The following is a 15541-nucleotide window of genomic DNA, read 5'->3' as shown; positions in this document are numbered from 1 at the left end:
GTCAGGCGGAGGTGCCGACCGGCTGCGGCTGCGCCGCCGGCGTGCCCTGGGTGCGGGCGGCCTCGAGCACCGCGCGCCAGGAGGCGTTGGGGCGACGCTTGATCAGGGCCCGGCGCTCGCGCTCGGTCATCCCGCCCCACACGCCCCACTCGATCTGGTTGTCGAGCGCCTCGGCCAGGCACTCGGTGCGCACCGGGCAGCCGGAGCAGACCTGCTTGGCCTTGTTCTGCTCGGCGCCGCGCACGAAGAGCTCGTCCGGACGCACGGTCTTGCAGGCCGCGTCGGCGGCCCAGTCCTCAACCCACATGTCGTTCCCCATCACGCCTTGTGGAGAAGTGACCGGATCCCGCTGTCCCGTGGGGCGGCTCTTCTCTCTCCTGTGTAGAAGGTAAAGAATTGTCAACGTTCTAGACCAGACCCCAACGACCCAAATTCTCTAGTCACAAGTGACTAGGCCCGCCTCGTCACGTTTCGCTGGGGCCTGGGATGCTCCCGTACTCTGCGTGTCATGGCCAGGCCCCCCTCCGAACGACCGACCTTCTCCCGGGTGATCACCTCCCTGGGCGTGATGCTCGCTGCCTCCGTCGCCCTCGGCGTGGTCGTGGCGGGGCTCACGGTGCCGTTCATCGGGGTCGCCGGGATGGCCACGCAGACCGCGGCCGACAGCATGGACGAGCTGCCCACCGAGCTGGAGGACGTCCCGCTCGCGCAGAAGACGACCATGCTGGACAGCCAGGGCGAGGTGATCGCGACGCTCTACGACGAGAACCGCGTCAACGTCCAGCTCAAGGACATCAACCGCAGGATGGTCAAGGCCATCGTGGCCATCGAGGACTACCGGTTCTACCAGCACGGCGCGATCGACGTGCGGGGCACGCTGCGCGCCCTGGTCACCAACTCGGCGAGCTCGTCGGTCCAGCAGGGCGGGTCCTCGCTGACCCAGCAGCTGGTCAAGCTGAGCCTGCTCAACGCCGCCGACACCAAGGCCGAGGAGCGCGCGGCCACCGAGCAGACCTACACCCGCAAGCTGCGCGAGCTGCGCTACGCGGTGGCGCTGGAGCAGCAGCACTCCAAGGACTGGATCCTCGAGCGCTACCTGAACACCGCCTACTTCGGCGACGGGGCCTACGGCATCCAGGCCGCTGCGAAGCACTTCTTCGACGTCAACGCCAGCGAGCTGAACCTGCGCCAGTCGGCGATGCTGGCCGGTCTCGTGCAGAACCCCTCGGCGTACGACCCCACGAACGCGCCGGAGCGCGCGCTCGAGCGCCGCAACGTCGTGCTCGACCGGATGGCCGAGCTCGGCGCGGTCAAGGACCGCCGGGCCACCAAGGTGAAGAGGACCGACCTCGGGCTCGACGTGCAGGACGCCAAGAACGGGTGCCTGTACTCGGCCGCACCGTTCTTCTGCGACTACGCCTACTCCTACCTGATGGCCGACCCCGCCCTGGGCAAGACCCGCGCGGAGCGCCAGCGCCTGATCGAGGCCGGCGGCCTGACCATCAAGACCACCGTCGACCTCCGCTTCCAGCAGGCCGCCACCCAGTCGGTGCAGAGCCAGGTCAACCCCACCGACCAGGCCATCGGCGGGCTGGCCATGGTCGAGCCCCGCACCGGCGCGGTGAAGGCCATCGCCCAGTCCCGCCCGATGGGCAACGGCCCCGGCGAGACGTTCCTGAACTACGTCACCCCGCAGGAGTACGGCGACTCGGCCGGCTTCCAGGCCGGGTCGACCTTCAAGCCGTTCGTGCTGGCCACCGCGATCAAGCAGGGCATCCCGCTGAGCACGCAGATCGCGTCGCCCCAGACCAGGACCTTCAACCAGTCCGAGTTCGCCAACTGCCCGGGACAGCCGCCGTTCGCCGGCACCTTCCCGGTCGGCAACTCCACCGGCGCGGGCACGTTCAACCTCTACAGCGGCACCCAGCAGTCGGTGAACACGTTCTTCGTCGAGCTCGAGCGCCGCACCGGGGTGTGCGAGCCGTACAACCTGGCCAAGCAGCTGGGCGTGCGTCTCGACAACCCGACCGGCCCCGGTGCCGAGCGGGTCCCGATCTTCACCCTCGGCGTGGCCAACGTGAGCCCGGTCGAGATGGCCGAGGCGTACGCCACCTTCGCCGGCCGCGGCCTGCACTGCGACTCGCGCCCGGTCACCTCCATCGAGGACGCCAACGGCAACGTGGTCAAGAGCTACGACCCGACCTGCGAGCAGGTCCTCGACGCCCCGGTCGCCGACGCCGTCAGCGACGTCCTGCGCGGCGTGCAGGAGCCCGGCGGCTTCGGCTACAACGCCGGCATCAGCCTCTCCCAGGAGAGCGCCGGCAAGACCGGGACGACCCAGGACGCCAAGTCCGTGTGGTTCGCGGGCTACACCCCCAACCTGGCCGCCGCGGCCATGATCGCCGGCGCCAACCAGCAGGGGGAGCCGCAGACGCTGGTCGGCAAGACCGTCGGCGGGTCCTACGTCGACACCGCGTCGGGCTCCGGCACCGCCGGTCCGGTGTGGGGCAACGCGATGCAGGTCGTGCAGCAGTGGCTGCCCGACGCCACCTTCACCGCGCCCTCCGTCACCGAGATCGAGGGCGTCCTGGTGACCATCCCCGACGTCGGCGGCCAGGACCCGTCCGCGGCCCAGGCGCAGCTCGAGGCGGCCGGCTTCGTGGTCACCCAGGGCACGTCGGTCTACTCCGGCTACACCGAGGGCACCGTGGCCTACACCTCCCCCGGCGGCGGCACGGCGCTGGGCAGCGGCGGCTCGATCACCATCTACACCTCCGCCGGGCCCGCCCCGGCCCCGCCGCCCCCTGCCCCCTCCCCCTCCAACGGCGGTGGCAACGGCGGCGGCAACGGCGGCGGCAACGGCGGCGGCGGCGGGGGCAACTCCGGCAACGGCGGCGGCGGCAACGGCGGCGGCGGTGGCGGTGGCGGGGGCAACTCCGGCAACGGCGGCGGCAACGGCGGCGGCGGCGGCGGCGGTGGCGGTGGCGGCAACGGCTGACCGTCGAGGTGACGCTCGCAAACAGCCGAGATGACGGTTGCGGCGCGTCGAGGTGACGCTCGCGGACAGCCGGTGGGGCGTCAGGCCAGCTGGCGGCGTACCTCGGCGGCCACGGCGGCGCCGTCGGCGCGGCCCTTGACCCGCGGCTGGACGGCGCCCATCACCGCACCCATCGCCTTCATCCCGGCGCCGGCGGACCCGGTCGCCTCGACCACCTCGGTCACGATCGCGCTGATCTCGGCCGGGGAGAGCTGCTCGGGCAGGTAGTCGGCGATCACCGCGGCCTCGGCCCGCTCCTTGGCCGACATCTCGGCCCGCCCGCCCTCGTCGAAGGCGACCGCGGCCTCGCGCCGCTTCTTGGCCTCGCTCGACAGCACGTCGACCACCTCCGCGTCCGAGAGCTCGCGGGCGGTCTTGCCGGCGACCTCGGCGTTCGTGATCGCCGAGAGCACCATCCGCAGGGTCGAGGACCGGATCTCCTCCCGCGCCTTGATGGCCGTGACGAGGTCGGCGCGCAGGCGGTCCTTCAGAGCACTCATGCGCTCATCATGGCAGCCGTGGGACCCTTGGCCGCGTGCGCCCGCTCCCCCTGCTCGCCGCCAGCACCGCCGCCCTCGCGAGCGCCGGGGCGGGCCTGACGGCGTACGCCGCGGCCGAGGCGCGCGCCTACACCCTGCGGCGCGTCACCGTCCCCCTGCTGCCTGCCGGGCACCGCCCGCTCCGGGTGCTGCACCTCTCCGACCTGCACCTGACCCCCGGGCAGGACCGCAAGCTCGCCTGGCTGCGGGGGCTGGCCGACCTCGCCCCGGACCTCGTGGTCGACACCGGCGACAACCTGTCGTCGCACCACGCGGTCGGCCCGCTGCTGGACGCGCTCGGCCCGCTGCTCACGGTGCCGGGCGTGTTCGTGCTCGGCTCCAACGACTACTTCGAGCCGACCATGCGCAACCCCCTGCGCTACCTGCTGCCCGACGACGGCAAACGGCACACCGACGTCGCCCAGCTGCCCTGGCGCGACCTGACCCGACGCCTGACCGGCGCCGGGTGGCGGGACCTGACCAACACCCGCGACACGCTCGAGGTCGGTGGCACCCGGATCGCGTTCGCCGGCGTGGACGACCCACACCTGCGATACGACCGCCTGGACGCGATCGCCGGGCCCGCGGACGCCGGCGCCGACGTACGCCTCGGCGTCGCCCACGCGCCGTACCTGCGGGTCCTCGACCAGATGGCCGCCGACGGCTACGACGCCGTCCTGGCCGGCCACACCCACGGGGGGCAGGTCTGCCTGCCGGGACTGCCGGGGCGTCCCGCCCGGGCGTTGACGACGAACTGCGACCTCGACGCCGCCCGGGCCAAGGGCCTGCACCGCCACCCGGCCGACTCGCGACCGGGGGACCCGGGGTCGTCCTGGCTGCACGTGTCCGCCGGCCTCGGGACCAGCCCGTACGTCCGGCTGCGGGTCGCCTGCCGGCCCGAGGCCACCCTGCTGACCCTCGTCCCGACCGGGCACCCGTCGACGGTGGACTGACCCGATTGGGGTCGGCCCCCCGACCTCTTGTATGCTCCCCGAGGTCGTGGGCACAACCCACATCGGGCTGTGGCGCAGCTTGGTAGCGCGCCTCGTTCGGGACGAGGAGGCCGCAGGTTCAAATCCTGTCAGCCCGACCACGCAAGGGTCAGGTTCCGGTACGCCGGGGCCTGGCCCTTCGTCGTCCCCGCCGGACAACCCGGTCATCGGGCCACCTCGACCCGGCCCCCGCCCCGCTGCTGCGTGCCAGACTGGCCCCATGGCCGACCAGGACCGAGAGCGCGAGCTGGAGAAGCTCAGCCTCGCCAAGCCCTCCCTCTTCCCGCGTCGGAGGAAGAAGGACCCCGCGCCCCCCGCCGAGGGGCTCGCCCCGCCGCCGGTGGCCAGCGAGCCGTCCCCCGAGCCAGAGCCCGCCCCGGCACCCGAACCGGTCACGGTGGCCCCACCGGCGCCCACCACGCATCCGGTCGAGGCACCGGTGGTACGGCGGGCAGCACCGGTCGTACCCACGGAGCCGCCCCGCCCCACCGCGGACGCCCAGCCCACGGTCGTCCTGGACCAGCCCGTCGAGCCCGCCGAGCCCGCCGAGCCCGCCGCGCCGCGGGTGCCCTGGACGCCCCCGGTGAGCGGCATGCGTGCCGTCGCCGTGGTCGGCCTGGTCGCGGGCCTGATGATCGTCGGCCTCACCACCGGTTCGCTGGCGCTCTGCGAGGCCGTGCGCGGGACACCGTCCTGCGGCGGCGCCGGCTACCTCTTCCTGACCGCCATCGTCGTCGGGGTCGCCCTGCTCGGCGGCCTGGCCCTCGCGGCGCTGCAGGTCCCCGACCCCCGCGGTACCAGCATCCTCGCCGTCGGCGTCGTGGCCGTGGTGGTGCTGCTGCTGCTCGTGCCGGTGATCTTCAGCTGGACCATGCTCCTGGTGATCCCTGCCCTGAGCGTGGCGGCCTTCCTCGGCTCGCACTGGCTGACCACCGTCAGCGGCGACGAGACCAACGCGTGGGACGAGCCGGTGCGGGACGACACGCTCCTGCGTTGACCGCACGCGTCACCTCGACGCGCCGCGAGCGTCACCTCGGCTGTCCGCGAGCGTCATCTCGGCTGTCCGCGAGCGTCATCTCGGCTCAGCGGGCGGCGAGCAGCTCGGCGATCTGGACGGTGTTCAGCGCCGCGCCCTTGCGCAAGTTGTCGTTGCTGATGAACAGCGCCAGGCCGCGGTCGTCGGGGACGCCCGGGTCCTGGCGCAGACGGCCGACGTACGACGGGTCCCGGCCGGCCGCCAGCAGCGGGGTCGGGATGTCGGCGAGCTCCACGCCCGGGGCGCCGGCCAGGATCTCGCGGGCCCGGCGGGGCGTCATGGCCGAGGCGAACTCGGCGTTGATCGCCAGCGAGTGGCCGGTGAAGACCGGGACGCGGACGCAGATGCCCGAGACGGCGAGGTCCGGCAGCCCGAGGATCTTGCGCGACTCGTTGCGCAGCTTCTGCTCCTCGTCGGTCTCCTCCAGCCCGTCGTCGACGATCGAGCCGGCCAGCGGGAGCACGTTGTAGGCGATCGTGCGGGCGTAGGTCGTCGGCTCCGGGAAGGACACCGCGGAGCCGTCGTAGGCCAGCTCGGCGGCCTTGTCGCCGGCGGCGGCGACCTGCCCGGCCAGCTCCTCCACGCCCTTGACGCCCGAGCCGGAGACGGCCTGGTAGGTCGAGGCGATCAGCCGGGTCAGGCCGGCGGCGTCGTGCAGCGGCTTGAGGACGGGCATCGCAGCCATCGTGGTGCAGTTCGGGTTGGCGATGATGCCCTTGCGGGCCTCGGAGATCGCGCCGGGGTTCACCTCGGAGACCACCAGCGGCACGTCGGGGTCCATCCGGAAGGCCGAGGAGTTGTCGACGACGGTGACACCGGCCTCGGCGAAGCGCGGCGCGAGGGCGCGCGACGTGGTGGCGCCGGCGGAGAAGAGCGCCACGTCGAGCCCGGCCGGGTCGGCGGCGGCGGCGTCCTCGACGGTGACCTCGCGGTCGCCGAAGGCGAGCACCTGGCCGGCCGAGCGGGCGGAGGCGAAGAACCGGACGTCTGCGAGCTCGAGGCCGCGCTCCAGCAGGATCTGGCGCATGGCGACGCCGACCTGACCGGTCGCGCCGACCACGCCGAGGCGCAGCGGGCGGCTCATCGGCCGGTCCCGCCGTAGACCACGGCCTCGACCTCGTCGGAGTCCAGGTCGAAGGCGGTGTGGGTGGCGCGCACGGCGTCGTCGACCTGTGCCTCGTCGACCACGACCGAGATCCGGATCTCCGAGGTCGAGATCATCGAGATGTTGACCCCGCCGCCGGCCAGGGCGGCGAAGAACTTCGCGGTGATGCCGGGGTGCGAGCGCATCCCGGCGCCGATCAGCGAGACCTTGCCGATCTGGTCGTCGTAGAGCAGCTGGTCGTAGCCGACGACCTCCTGGATGCGCGCCAGCGCGCTCATCGCGGTCTGGCCGTCGGTGCGCGGCAGCGTGAACGAGATGTCGGTGCGCGACGTCGCCGCGGCGGAGACGTTCTGCACGACCATGTCGATGTTGATCTCGGCGGCGGCGAGCGCCTCGAAGATCCGGGCGGCCTCACCGACCTTGTCGGGCACGCCGACCACGGTGACCTTGGCCTCGCTGCGGTCGTGGGCCACGCCCGCGATGATCGCCTGCTCCACTGCTCCTCCTGAGCTCTCGGGGATGATCCAGGTGCCCTCCTTCTGGGAGAAGGACGAGCGCACGTGGACGGGCATGTCGTGACGGCGCGCGTACTCGACGCAGCGCACGTGCAGGATCTTCGCGCCGGACGCCGCCATCTCCAGCATCTCCTCGGTGGAGATCCGGTCCAGCTTGCGGGCGGCCGGCACGATCCGCGGGTCCGCGGTGAAGACGCCGTCGACGTCGCTGTAGATCTCGCAGACCTCGGCGCCCAGGGCGGCCGCCAGGGCGACCGCGGTGGTGTCGGAGGCGCCGCGGCCGAGGGTGGTGACGTCCTTGGTGTCCTGCGAGACGCCCTGGAAGCCGGCCACGATCGCGATGTCGCCCTCGGCGACCGCCTGCTCGATCCGCCCCGGGCTGATGTCGATGATCTTGGCCCGCCCGTGCACCGAGTCGGTGATCACCCCGGCCTGGGACCCGGTGAAGGACCGCGCCCGGGGGCCGAGCTGGGCGATCGCCATCGCGACCAGCGCCATCGAGATCCGCTCCCCGGCGGTGAGCAGCATGTCGAGCTCGCGCGGGGGCGGCAGCGGCGTGACCTGCTCGGCGAGGTCGCGGAGCTCGTCGGTCGTGTCACCCATCGCCGAGACGACCACGACCACGTCGTGACCGGCCCGCTTGGTCGCCACGATCCGCTGCGCCACGCGCTTCACGCCGGCGGCGTCGGCCAGGGACGAACCGCCGTACTTCTGCACGACCATGCCCACCGGGCAGCTCCTCGGTGTCTCGACGACGGGGACGGCCCCCGGGCACGACGGGCGGTGGACCGGCAGACGTGCGGCGCGGGGGCGCGGTGCCGAGTCTAGGCGAGGCTCAGGCGGTGGGCCCGCCGCTGTCCAGCAGCGCCTCCGCGGTACGGACCCGCTCGGCCTCGATCGCCTGCACGCTGCCGGCCATCTCGACGTCGAGGCGGTCGTGCGCGACCACCGAGAGCAGCGCGTTCAGGGCGGCGCCGGCCAGGTTGCCCCAGGAGGAGACGTAGGAGAACTGCCACCACCACAGGGCCTCGGCGAAGTCGCCGGCGCGGTAGTGACGCAACCCGTTCTCGAGGTCGGTGGCGATCGCGGCCAGGTCGTCGGAGAGCTGGCTCTCGACCACCTCGGGCACGTACGGGTCGAAGACGAAGCTGTAGGTGTCGACGTCGCCGAGCATGTCGGCCAGCGCGAGCCGCATCTCGTCGAGGTCGGCCTCGGGGCCCACGTCGGGCTGGTAGTCGCTGCGCGGGACGAAGTCCTGCTGCGCGCCCAGCCGGGCCCCCGCGAGCAGCACCTGGCTGATCTCGAGCAGCAGCAGGGAGATGCCGCGCCCCGGGTCACGGGCGACCGCGATCGCCCTCAGTGCGGCGAGGAAGTCCTCGATCTGGGCCGCGACCTCGGCCGCGACGACCGCGGTGTGGTCGTCGGCGTCGGTGCTGTGCACGGTCATTCGGCTGCCCGCCTTCCGGAGAACGCTCGTCCCAGGGTGACCTCGTCGGCGTACTCGAGGTCACCGCCTACCGGCAGTCCACTCGCCAGGCGGGTGATGCGCAAGCCGAGGTCCCTCATCAGGCGTGTGAGGTAGGTCGCCGTGGCCTCGCCCTCCAGGTTCGGGTCGGTCGCCAGGATGATCTCGGTGATCGCCCCGTCGGACAGCCGGGTGAGCAGCTCGCGGATGCGCAGCTGGTCGGGACCGATGCCGTCGATGGGCGAGATCGCCCCGCCGAGCACGTGGTAGCGCCCCTTGAACTCGCGGGTCCGCTCGATCGCCACGACGTCCTTGTACTCCTCGACCACGCACAACGCGGTGGGGTCCCGACGCGGGTCACGGCAGATCCGGCAGGTGTCGTCCTCGGAGACGTTGAAGCAGATCGAGCAGAACCGCACCCGCGCCTTGACCTGCAGCAGCGTCTCGGCCAGCCGGCGCACGTCGGGCTCGTCGGCCTGCAGCAGGTGGAAGGCGATGCGCTGGGCGCTCTTCGGCCCGACGCCGGGAAGCCGGCCGAGCTCGTCGATGAGGTCCTGGACGACCCCCTCGTACAAGGAGGACCCCGCTCAGAAGCCGGTACGGCCGGGGCCGCCCGGCTGGCCGGGGTCCGCGCCGGGCTCCCCGCCGGGCCCGCCGAGACCGGGGATGCCGCCGCCCAGCCCGCCGGCCAGCCCGTCGAGCCCCCCGGCCATCGGGCCGAGCGCCTCGGCGGCGAGCGCGTCGGCGCGGGCCTTCGCGTCGCGGTAGGCGGCGACGACCATGTCGCCGAGGTCGGCGAGGTCCTCCTCGGACCCGCCGTCCACGGTGCCGGGGCGGATGGCCACGCCGACCAGCTCGCCGGTGCCGCTGACGGTGACGGTGACGGCGCCACCACCGACCTCGCCCTCGACCTGGGCGTCGTTGAGCTGTTCCTGGGCCGCCTGCAGCTGCTCCTGCATCTGCTGGGCCTGCTGCAGCAGCGCGTTCATGTCGAAGCCACCGCCGCCGAGCGCGTCGAAGGGGTTCTGGGTCATGGGGTCACCTCGGGGTGTCGGAGCGTGCGGGGCGGGTGGGCACGGGTCGTGCCCGGACAGGTCGAGCGGTCGTGCGGGGTCGTGCGGTCGTGCCGGAGTGGCTCACTGGTGCCGGATCTCCTCGATCATCCTGGCTCCCAGCTCGCGGGCGAGCAGGTCGGCCCCACCGACCGCGTCGACCTCGGCGTCGTCGTCGTCGGGGTGCGCGTCGGCGTCGGCGGCCCGGAGGTCCGCGGGGGTGCGCTCGCGGTGCTCCTGCGGCGTCGAGCGTGCCCACGGCGGCTCGTCGGCGGCGTCCGCCGGGTCCGGGGGCCCGTCGGTCGGCGGCTCGGGGGCGGGAGCCGGACGCGGCGAGTCGGGGGGCTCGAGGTCGGCGGGCGGCTCGACGGCCCAGGGCGGGGGCGCGTCGTCGACCGGGGGCGCCGCCGCCGGGGGTGCCGCCGCCGGGGGTGCCGCCGCCGGGGGTGCCGCGGCCGGTCGGGCCGGCTCGGCCGCCGGGAGCGGTTCGGCGCTGGGCGCCGGCGGCGCCGTGGCGCTCGCGTCGGCCCCGGCGTCGATGATCGTCTCGACCTTCCAGTCCACGCCGATCACGTCGATGACGGCCTGGCGCACGATCTCGGCGCTGCCACCGGCGTCGAACGAGCTGCGGGCCCCGGCGTTGGTGAAGCCGAGCGTCACGCTGCGACCGGCGACCTCGACGACCTGGCAGTTCTGGCTGAGGTGCATCCAGGTCACCCGGCGCCGGTGCTTGGTGGCCTCGACCACGTCGGGCCACAGCCGGCGGACGTCGATCAGGGACAGCACCGGGCCGTCGGTCGGCGCCGGCCCTGCGGCCGGTGCGGGGGCGCTCGGCTCCGGGGCCGCCGGTGCGGGCGCGGACGGCTCGTCCGAGACCAGCCGCGGCACCGCGCGCACCACGGGGGGCTCCTGCGTCGCGGGCGGCTCGACGGGCGCCGGCGTCTCGACGGGCGCGGGCGGCTCGACGGCGGCCGGCGACGCCGAGGGTTCCGGGGTCGAGGGTTCGGGGGCCGAGGGTTCCGGGGTCGAGGGTTCGGGGGCCGAGGGTGCGGGGGGTCGGGCCGGGGCGGGACTCTGCTCGACCCGCGCCGGCGGCACCGGCGGCGGCACCACCGTGGCAGCCGGCTCCGCGGCCGAGCCCTGGTCGTGGCCACGCGCCGGAGCCGGCCGGTCCTGGGCCGGCAGCCGCAACGCCGGGTCGGCGGTGACCCGGGGGGCGACCGCACCGGTCGGGGCGGCCGCGCTGGGCGTGCCGCTGATGGCGTTGCGGCGCTCGAGACGGTCCAGTCGCGCGAGCACGCCCTGCGTGGTGTGGTCGGCGCCGGGCAGGAGGACCCGGGCGCAGATCAGCTCCAGCAGCAGCCTCGGCGCGGTGGCGCCGCGCATCTCGGTCAGCCCGGTGGCCACCAGGTCGGCGGCGCGGGTCAGGTCGGCCGTGCCGAAGCGGGCGGTCTGGGCGACCAGACGCTCGCCCTGGTCCTCGGAGACGTCGATCAGGCCGGTCGCCGGCGCGTCGGGCACCGCGGCCACGATCACCAGGTCGCGCAGCCGGCGCAGGAGGTCCTCGGTGAAGCGGCGCGGGTCCTGCCCGGTCTCGATGACCTTGTCGACCACGCCGAAGACGGCCCGGCCGTCACCGGCGGCGAAGGCGTCGACGACCTCGTCGAGCAGCGTGTCCGGGGTGTAGCCGAGCAGCCCGGTGGCCAGCTCGTAGGTGATCCCGGCCGGGCCGGACCCCCGAGCAGCTGGTCCAGCACGGAGAGGGTGTCGCGGGCCGACCCGGCGCCGGCGCGGACCACCATCGGGACGGCGGCGGGCTCGATCGGCACGCCCTCTCGCGCGCAGAGCTCGCCGAGGTAGGACGACAGCAGCCGCGGCGGGATCAGCCGGAACGGGTAGTGGTGGGTCCGGGAGCGGATGGTCGGGATGACCTTGTCGGGCTCGGTGGTGGCGAAGATGAAGCGCAGGTGCGGCGGCGGCTCCTCGACCAGCTTCAGCAGCGCGTTGAAACCCTGGGTGGTCACCATGTGGGCCTCGTCGATGACGTAGACCTTGTAGCGGCTGCGGACCGGGGCGAAGAACGCCTTCTCGCGCAGGTCGCGGGCGTCGTCGACACCGCCGTGCGAGGCCGCGTCGATCTCGATGACGTCGATCGACCCCGGCCCGCCGCGGGCCAGGTCGCGGCAGCTCTGGCACTGCCCGCACGGGTCGGCGACCGGCGCCAGCTCGCAGTTCAGCGCCCGGGCCAGGATGCGGGCCGAGGTGGTCTTGCCGCAGCCGCGCGGGCCGGAGAACAGGTAGGCGTGGTTGACCCGGTTGCTGGCGAGGGCGGCCCGCAGGGGCTCGGTCACGTGGTCCTGCCCGATGACCTCGGCGAAGGTCTCGGGCCGGTAGCGCCGGTACAACGCGAGGGGTGACTCCACGCCGACGACACTAGCCACCGGCGCCGACAGCCCACCAGGCCGCCCGAGCCCGCGGCCGGGACCTGACCGGTCCCGGGGACGAAGAGGCCCCCGCGCACCCGGCAGAGCCCACTTGCCCTTGCTGCCTTCCGGCCCTGGGGGATTTGGGTGAGGTGCCGCCACGCGGGGGGTTGCCCGCAGTCTAGGCGAGGCCTCCGCGCGGGCCGCAACCCGGCCCGTACCGGCCCGAGTCGACCCCGCGCCGGGGCGACCGGTAGCCTCCTGCGCGGAGGATTCGCCTAGTGGCCTATGGCGCTCGCTTGGAAAGCGGGTTGGGTTAACGCCCTCAGGGGTTCGAATCCCCTATCCTCCGCCGCCGCGAGACGCGGACGCACCGGCCCCGCCCCTCACCGGCGGGGCCGGTGCTCGTCCGGGCCCCGCCGACGGGCCGCGCCGACCGGCCCCCCGACCGGCCCCCCGACCGGCCCCCCGACCGGGCGCCACTCCCCCACGGAGCGGCGCCCCGTCGCGGGCAGCAGCCGCGCGGCACTCCCCCCGGGGCCGCGCGACCGCTCCCCGATCCCACCGCCGTCCGCACGCCCGCACCAGGGCCGACACGCTTCCCGGACGAACCCGGACACCCCAGCCGGTGTCGGCGGGGCCCTCTACGATCCGGTCCGTGACGACGCCGGGCACCGACCACGAGCCCGGCACCGGCGGCTGGGACGTCGTCGCTGCCGAGCTGGGTGCGCTGCGCCGCCGCGCGGGGGACCCGTCGTACGCCGAGATCGGGCGTCGCGTCGCCGAGCAGCGCGTCCGCGACGGCGCCGACCCCCACGCCGCACGGGTGGCCCGCACGACCGTCTACGACGTGTTCCGCACCGGCCGGACCCGCCTCAACCTCCCCCTGGTGCGGGAGATCGCGCACGCCCTCGGAGGCGGCGACCCCGAGGTCGACGCCTGGGTGGCCCGGTCCCTCGGGGACCGACCCGCGGAGGTCCCGACCGCGGGGGCGACCGCGGGGGCGACCGCAGACGCGACCGCAGGCACCCCCGACCCTGCTCCCCCGCCGCCGCCCCGGTCGCCGCGCGCCCACCTGCTCGCCCTGCTGGTGGCCTGCGTCGCGCTCAACCTCGCCGGCCGCGGCCTCATCGTGCTGCTCGACCTGCCGGTCCACCTCGACATGGTCGGCACCGCCCTGGCCGCGATCGCCCTCGGACCGTGGCACGGCGCCGGGGTCGGCCTGGTCACCAACGTCCTCGGCGTGGCCGAGGGCGGGCCGGCCTCGCTGCCCTTCGCGCTGGTCAACGTCGCCGGCGCCCTCGTCTGGGGGTACGGCGTCCGCCGGCTCGGCCTCGGCCGGACCCTGCCCCGCTTCCTCGGCCTGAACCTCCTCGTCGCCGCGGTCTGCACCCTGCTGGCCGTCCCGATCCTGGTGCTGCTGCTCGGCGGCAGCACCGGCCACGAGCAGGACACGCTGGCGGCCACGGTGACCGCCCTGACCAGCGAGGCGGCGGTCGGCACCTGGGCGGCCAACCTGCTCGTCTCGGTCGGCGACAAGCTGATCAGCGGGTTCGTGGCCCTGGTCGCCGTCTCGGCACTACCCGCCGGGCTCCGCCGGCTGGACCTCCCGCTGCTCGCCCCGGCCCGCCCCGTCCACGACGGCTGACGACCCCGCCCGGGGTCCTCACCGCTCGAGCCGCGCCAGGTGCTCGCGCAGGCGCTCCACGTCGGCGGCCTCCCACCCGGGCGGTGCCAGCATCGCCGTCCACGCCGCCAGCGGCTGGGTGCCGTAGAGGTGGCCGTGGTCCTCGTCGAAGTCGTTGCCGACGGCCATGTCCACGGTGAGGTTGGCGAAGGTCGAGAACGGCCGCCAGGTCATGGCGGGGTTCACCGCCGGGTCGAGCGGTTCGGCGAGCCAGTCGGGCCTGCGTACGGCGGTGCCCCAGTCCCACCACACGATCGGGTCGTCGGCCTGCTGGAGGAAGACCGACCGCGGGCTCGTGCCGTCGAGGTCCGAGCGCCGGTTGGCCACGACGACGTCCTCGCCGTCGCCGACGACCGGGCGGACCTGGGTCGACCCCGGCTCCCGGTCGGCCTCGGCCTGGCGCCGCAGGTGCATGAACTCGGGGGCGCCGATCCACAGCGACCGGTCGACGTCGGCGACCATGTCGTCGAGGTCGTCGAAGGCCTGCGCCCCGCCGAAGCTGCCCAGGCTCTCGCCCGCCACCAGCAGCATCGGCCGGTCAGCGGCAGGCAACGCCGCGATCCGGTCCCGGACGGCCTCGATGGTCGCCGCCCCGGTCCGGCTCGCCGCGTCGTGCTCGGCGAGGTAGGCCAGCGGGCTGGGCAGGTGGGAGTACTGCACGGCCACGGTGGCCACGTCGCCGCCGAGCAGGTGCTCGACGGGCGCGACGATCTGCTCGTTGACCCACCCGGTGCCGGTCGGCACGACGACCAGGACCGCGCGCCGCTCGAAGGCGTCCAGCCGGTCGAGCTCGGCGACGGCGAGCCCGACCCGGTCCTCGACCGTCCCGGCCGAGGCGCGGCCGACGAAGACGCGTGCCGGGTCGACCGCCGGGGCCGCGCCGGCGGGGGCGAGGTCGTCGACCTCGGCGGCATCGGGACCGCGGGACAGGAAGCGGCGGCCCTGGTCCCCCAGGTCGGTCCAGGACACCGCGGAGGCCGACGTGCCGGAACGCGGCGCGTCGGCCGGCGGCGGGTCCGGTGCGGACGCGTCGACCTCGAGGTCGTCGGCCTCGAACGCCGCGTTCATCCCGTCGAGGGTGCGCTGGAGGACCCAGGTGTCGGCGGCGGCCAGCACGGCCCAGCCGACCACCACGGCAGCCAGCACCGCGGCCACCGACGCGGGCAGCCAGCGCGCGCCGAGCCGGGCCACCCACGACCAGACCACCCGGGCCAGCAGGCCGAGCACGGCGAGCACGGCGGCCACGGCCACCGCGAGCAGGAGCGCGCCGGCGTACGCCGTCGTGGTCAGGGTCGGCGAGTACCCGAGCCGGTCCCAGGTCCAGCGGTGCTGGTCGACGGCCGCGACCACGACCCACACGGTCCAGGCTCCGGCCAGGACGGCCAGCACCACGGCGCCACCGCGGCCCATCCGGGGACCCCGCCAGCCGAGCCGGTCGGCGAGGCGCTGGCCGAGCGCGCCGACGCCGGCACCGAGGGCGTACCCGACCGCCACCCCGACACCGCTCAGGACACCCTGGAAGACCCAGGACCGCGCGAGCAGGGACGGGTCCAGCGAGGCGCCCAGCATCAGCACCGCCAGCACGACGCCGGTGACGCTGCGCCGGGCACGGCGGGGCGGGGCGCGGTCGGGCTCCGTGCCTGCCTCCACCGCTCACCTCCCGCCCGACGCGTCGTGACCCCAGTGTGGC

12 protein-coding genes, 2 tRNA genes, 1 other RNA gene and 1 pseudogene are annotated in these 15541 nt (G+C 74.5%); 6 read left to right on the top strand and 10 right to left on the bottom strand.

Annotated elements, in window-relative coordinates; genetic code table 11:
- Nucleotide 1: 1 nt before the first annotated feature.
- Nucleotides 2–307: a WhiB family transcriptional regulator gene (locus ENKNEFLB_RS01915; RefSeq protein WP_246535966.1), complete on the bottom strand. Its 306-nt coding sequence runs from the start codon at nt 305–307 to the stop codon at nt 2–4.
- A 201-nt stretch (nt 308–508) separates the two neighbouring features.
- On the opposite strand from ENKNEFLB_RS01915, the gene ENKNEFLB_RS01910 reads away from it, so the two are divergent.
- Nucleotides 509–2998, top strand: a complete 2490-nt coding sequence (locus tag ENKNEFLB_RS01910) for a penicillin-binding protein (protein WP_214057654.1) — start codon at nt 509–511, stop codon at nt 2996–2998.
- A gap of 80 nt (nt 2999–3078) precedes the next feature.
- Here ENKNEFLB_RS01910 and ENKNEFLB_RS01905 read toward each other — a convergent pair whose 3' ends face one another.
- Nucleotides 3079–3537, bottom strand: coding sequence for a GatB/YqeY domain-containing protein (locus ENKNEFLB_RS01905; RefSeq protein ID WP_214057653.1), 459 nt, complete (start codon nt 3535–3537; stop codon nt 3079–3081).
- 35 nt (nt 3538–3572) lie between these two features.
- On the opposite strand from ENKNEFLB_RS01905, the gene ENKNEFLB_RS01900 reads away from it, so the two are divergent.
- From ENKNEFLB_RS01900 to ENKNEFLB_RS01890, 3 genes are all read left to right on the top strand, one after another.
- The gene (locus ENKNEFLB_RS01900) at nt 3573–4529 is read left to right on the top strand and encodes a metallophosphoesterase (protein ID WP_214057652.1); all 957 of its coding nucleotides are present in this window, start codon (nt 3573–3575) and stop codon (nt 4527–4529) included.
- 63 nt (nt 4530–4592) lie between these two features.
- Nucleotides 4593–4669 (top strand) — tRNA-Pro (locus tag ENKNEFLB_RS01895).
- Between the two features lie 119 nt (nt 4670–4788).
- Nucleotides 4789–5565, top strand: a complete 777-nt coding sequence (locus ENKNEFLB_RS01890) for a hypothetical protein (protein WP_214057651.1) — start codon at nt 4789–4791, stop codon at nt 5563–5565.
- Between the two features lie 85 nt (nt 5566–5650).
- On the opposite strand, the gene ENKNEFLB_RS01885 is transcribed toward ENKNEFLB_RS01890, so the two are convergent.
- The 7 genes and pseudogenes from ENKNEFLB_RS01885 to ffs form a co-directional block, all read right to left on the bottom strand.
- The gene (locus ENKNEFLB_RS01885) at nt 5651–6688 is read right to left on the bottom strand and encodes an aspartate-semialdehyde dehydrogenase (protein WP_214057650.1); all 1038 of its coding nucleotides are present in this window, start codon (nt 6686–6688) and stop codon (nt 5651–5653) included.
- Nucleotides 6685–7953 (bottom strand): aspartate kinase, encoded by a 1269-nt coding sequence (locus tag ENKNEFLB_RS01880; RefSeq protein ID WP_214057649.1) that lies wholly within the window; start codon nt 7951–7953, stop codon nt 6685–6687. The genes ENKNEFLB_RS01885 and ENKNEFLB_RS01880 overlap by 4 nt, the downstream gene beginning before the upstream one ends.
- 106 nt (nt 7954–8059) lie before the next feature.
- Nucleotides 8060–8671 (bottom strand): DUF5063 domain-containing protein, encoded by a 612-nt coding sequence (locus ENKNEFLB_RS01875; RefSeq protein WP_214057648.1) that lies wholly within the window; start codon nt 8669–8671, stop codon nt 8060–8062.
- On the bottom strand, nt 8668–9264 hold the full coding sequence (recR, locus tag ENKNEFLB_RS01870; RefSeq protein WP_214057647.1) for a recombination mediator RecR: 597 nt from the start codon (nt 9262–9264) through the stop codon (nt 8668–8670). Before recR ends, ENKNEFLB_RS01875 begins: the two co-directional genes overlap by 4 nt.
- A 12-nt stretch (nt 9265–9276) precedes the next feature.
- A complete protein-coding gene (locus tag ENKNEFLB_RS01865) occupies nt 9277–9723 on the bottom strand; it encodes a YbaB/EbfC family nucleoid-associated protein (protein WP_214057646.1) in 447 nt (148 codons plus the stop codon).
- A 627-nt stretch (nt 9724–10350) separates the two neighbouring features.
- Nucleotides 10351–12161: pseudogene (locus ENKNEFLB_RS22995) on the bottom strand (DNA polymerase III subunit gamma and tau); the annotation flags it as partial.
- An 84-nt stretch (nt 12162–12245) separates the two neighbouring features.
- Nucleotides 12246–12336, bottom strand: an RNA gene (ffs, locus tag ENKNEFLB_RS01855) — signal recognition particle sRNA small type.
- 95 nt (nt 12337–12431) lie between these two features.
- Between ffs and ENKNEFLB_RS01850 the strand changes: the two genes are divergently transcribed.
- Together ENKNEFLB_RS01850 and ENKNEFLB_RS01845 are read left to right on the top strand one after the other, a co-directional pair.
- A tRNA-Ser gene (locus tag ENKNEFLB_RS01850) sits at nt 12432–12516 on the top strand.
- 306 nt (nt 12517–12822) lie between these two features.
- Nucleotides 12823–13812: an ECF transporter S component gene (locus ENKNEFLB_RS01845; RefSeq protein ID WP_214057645.1), complete on the top strand. Its 990-nt coding sequence runs from the start codon at nt 12823–12825 to the stop codon at nt 13810–13812.
- An 18-nt stretch (nt 13813–13830) separates the two neighbouring features.
- Here ENKNEFLB_RS01845 and ENKNEFLB_RS01840 read toward each other — a convergent pair whose 3' ends face one another.
- Nucleotides 13831–15501, bottom strand: a complete 1671-nt coding sequence (locus ENKNEFLB_RS01840; protein ID WP_214057644.1) for an alpha/beta-hydrolase family protein — start codon at nt 15499–15501, stop codon at nt 13831–13833.
- Between the last annotated feature and the right edge of the window lie 40 nt (nt 15502–15541).

It is taken from the genome of Nocardioides aquaticus, assembly GCF_018459925.1.
In the GTDB taxonomy this organism is placed as follows: Bacteria; Actinomycetota; Actinomycetes; order Propionibacteriales; family Nocardioidaceae; genus Nocardioides; species Nocardioides aquaticus.
This window is presented reverse-complemented; position numbering and strand designations above follow the sequence as displayed.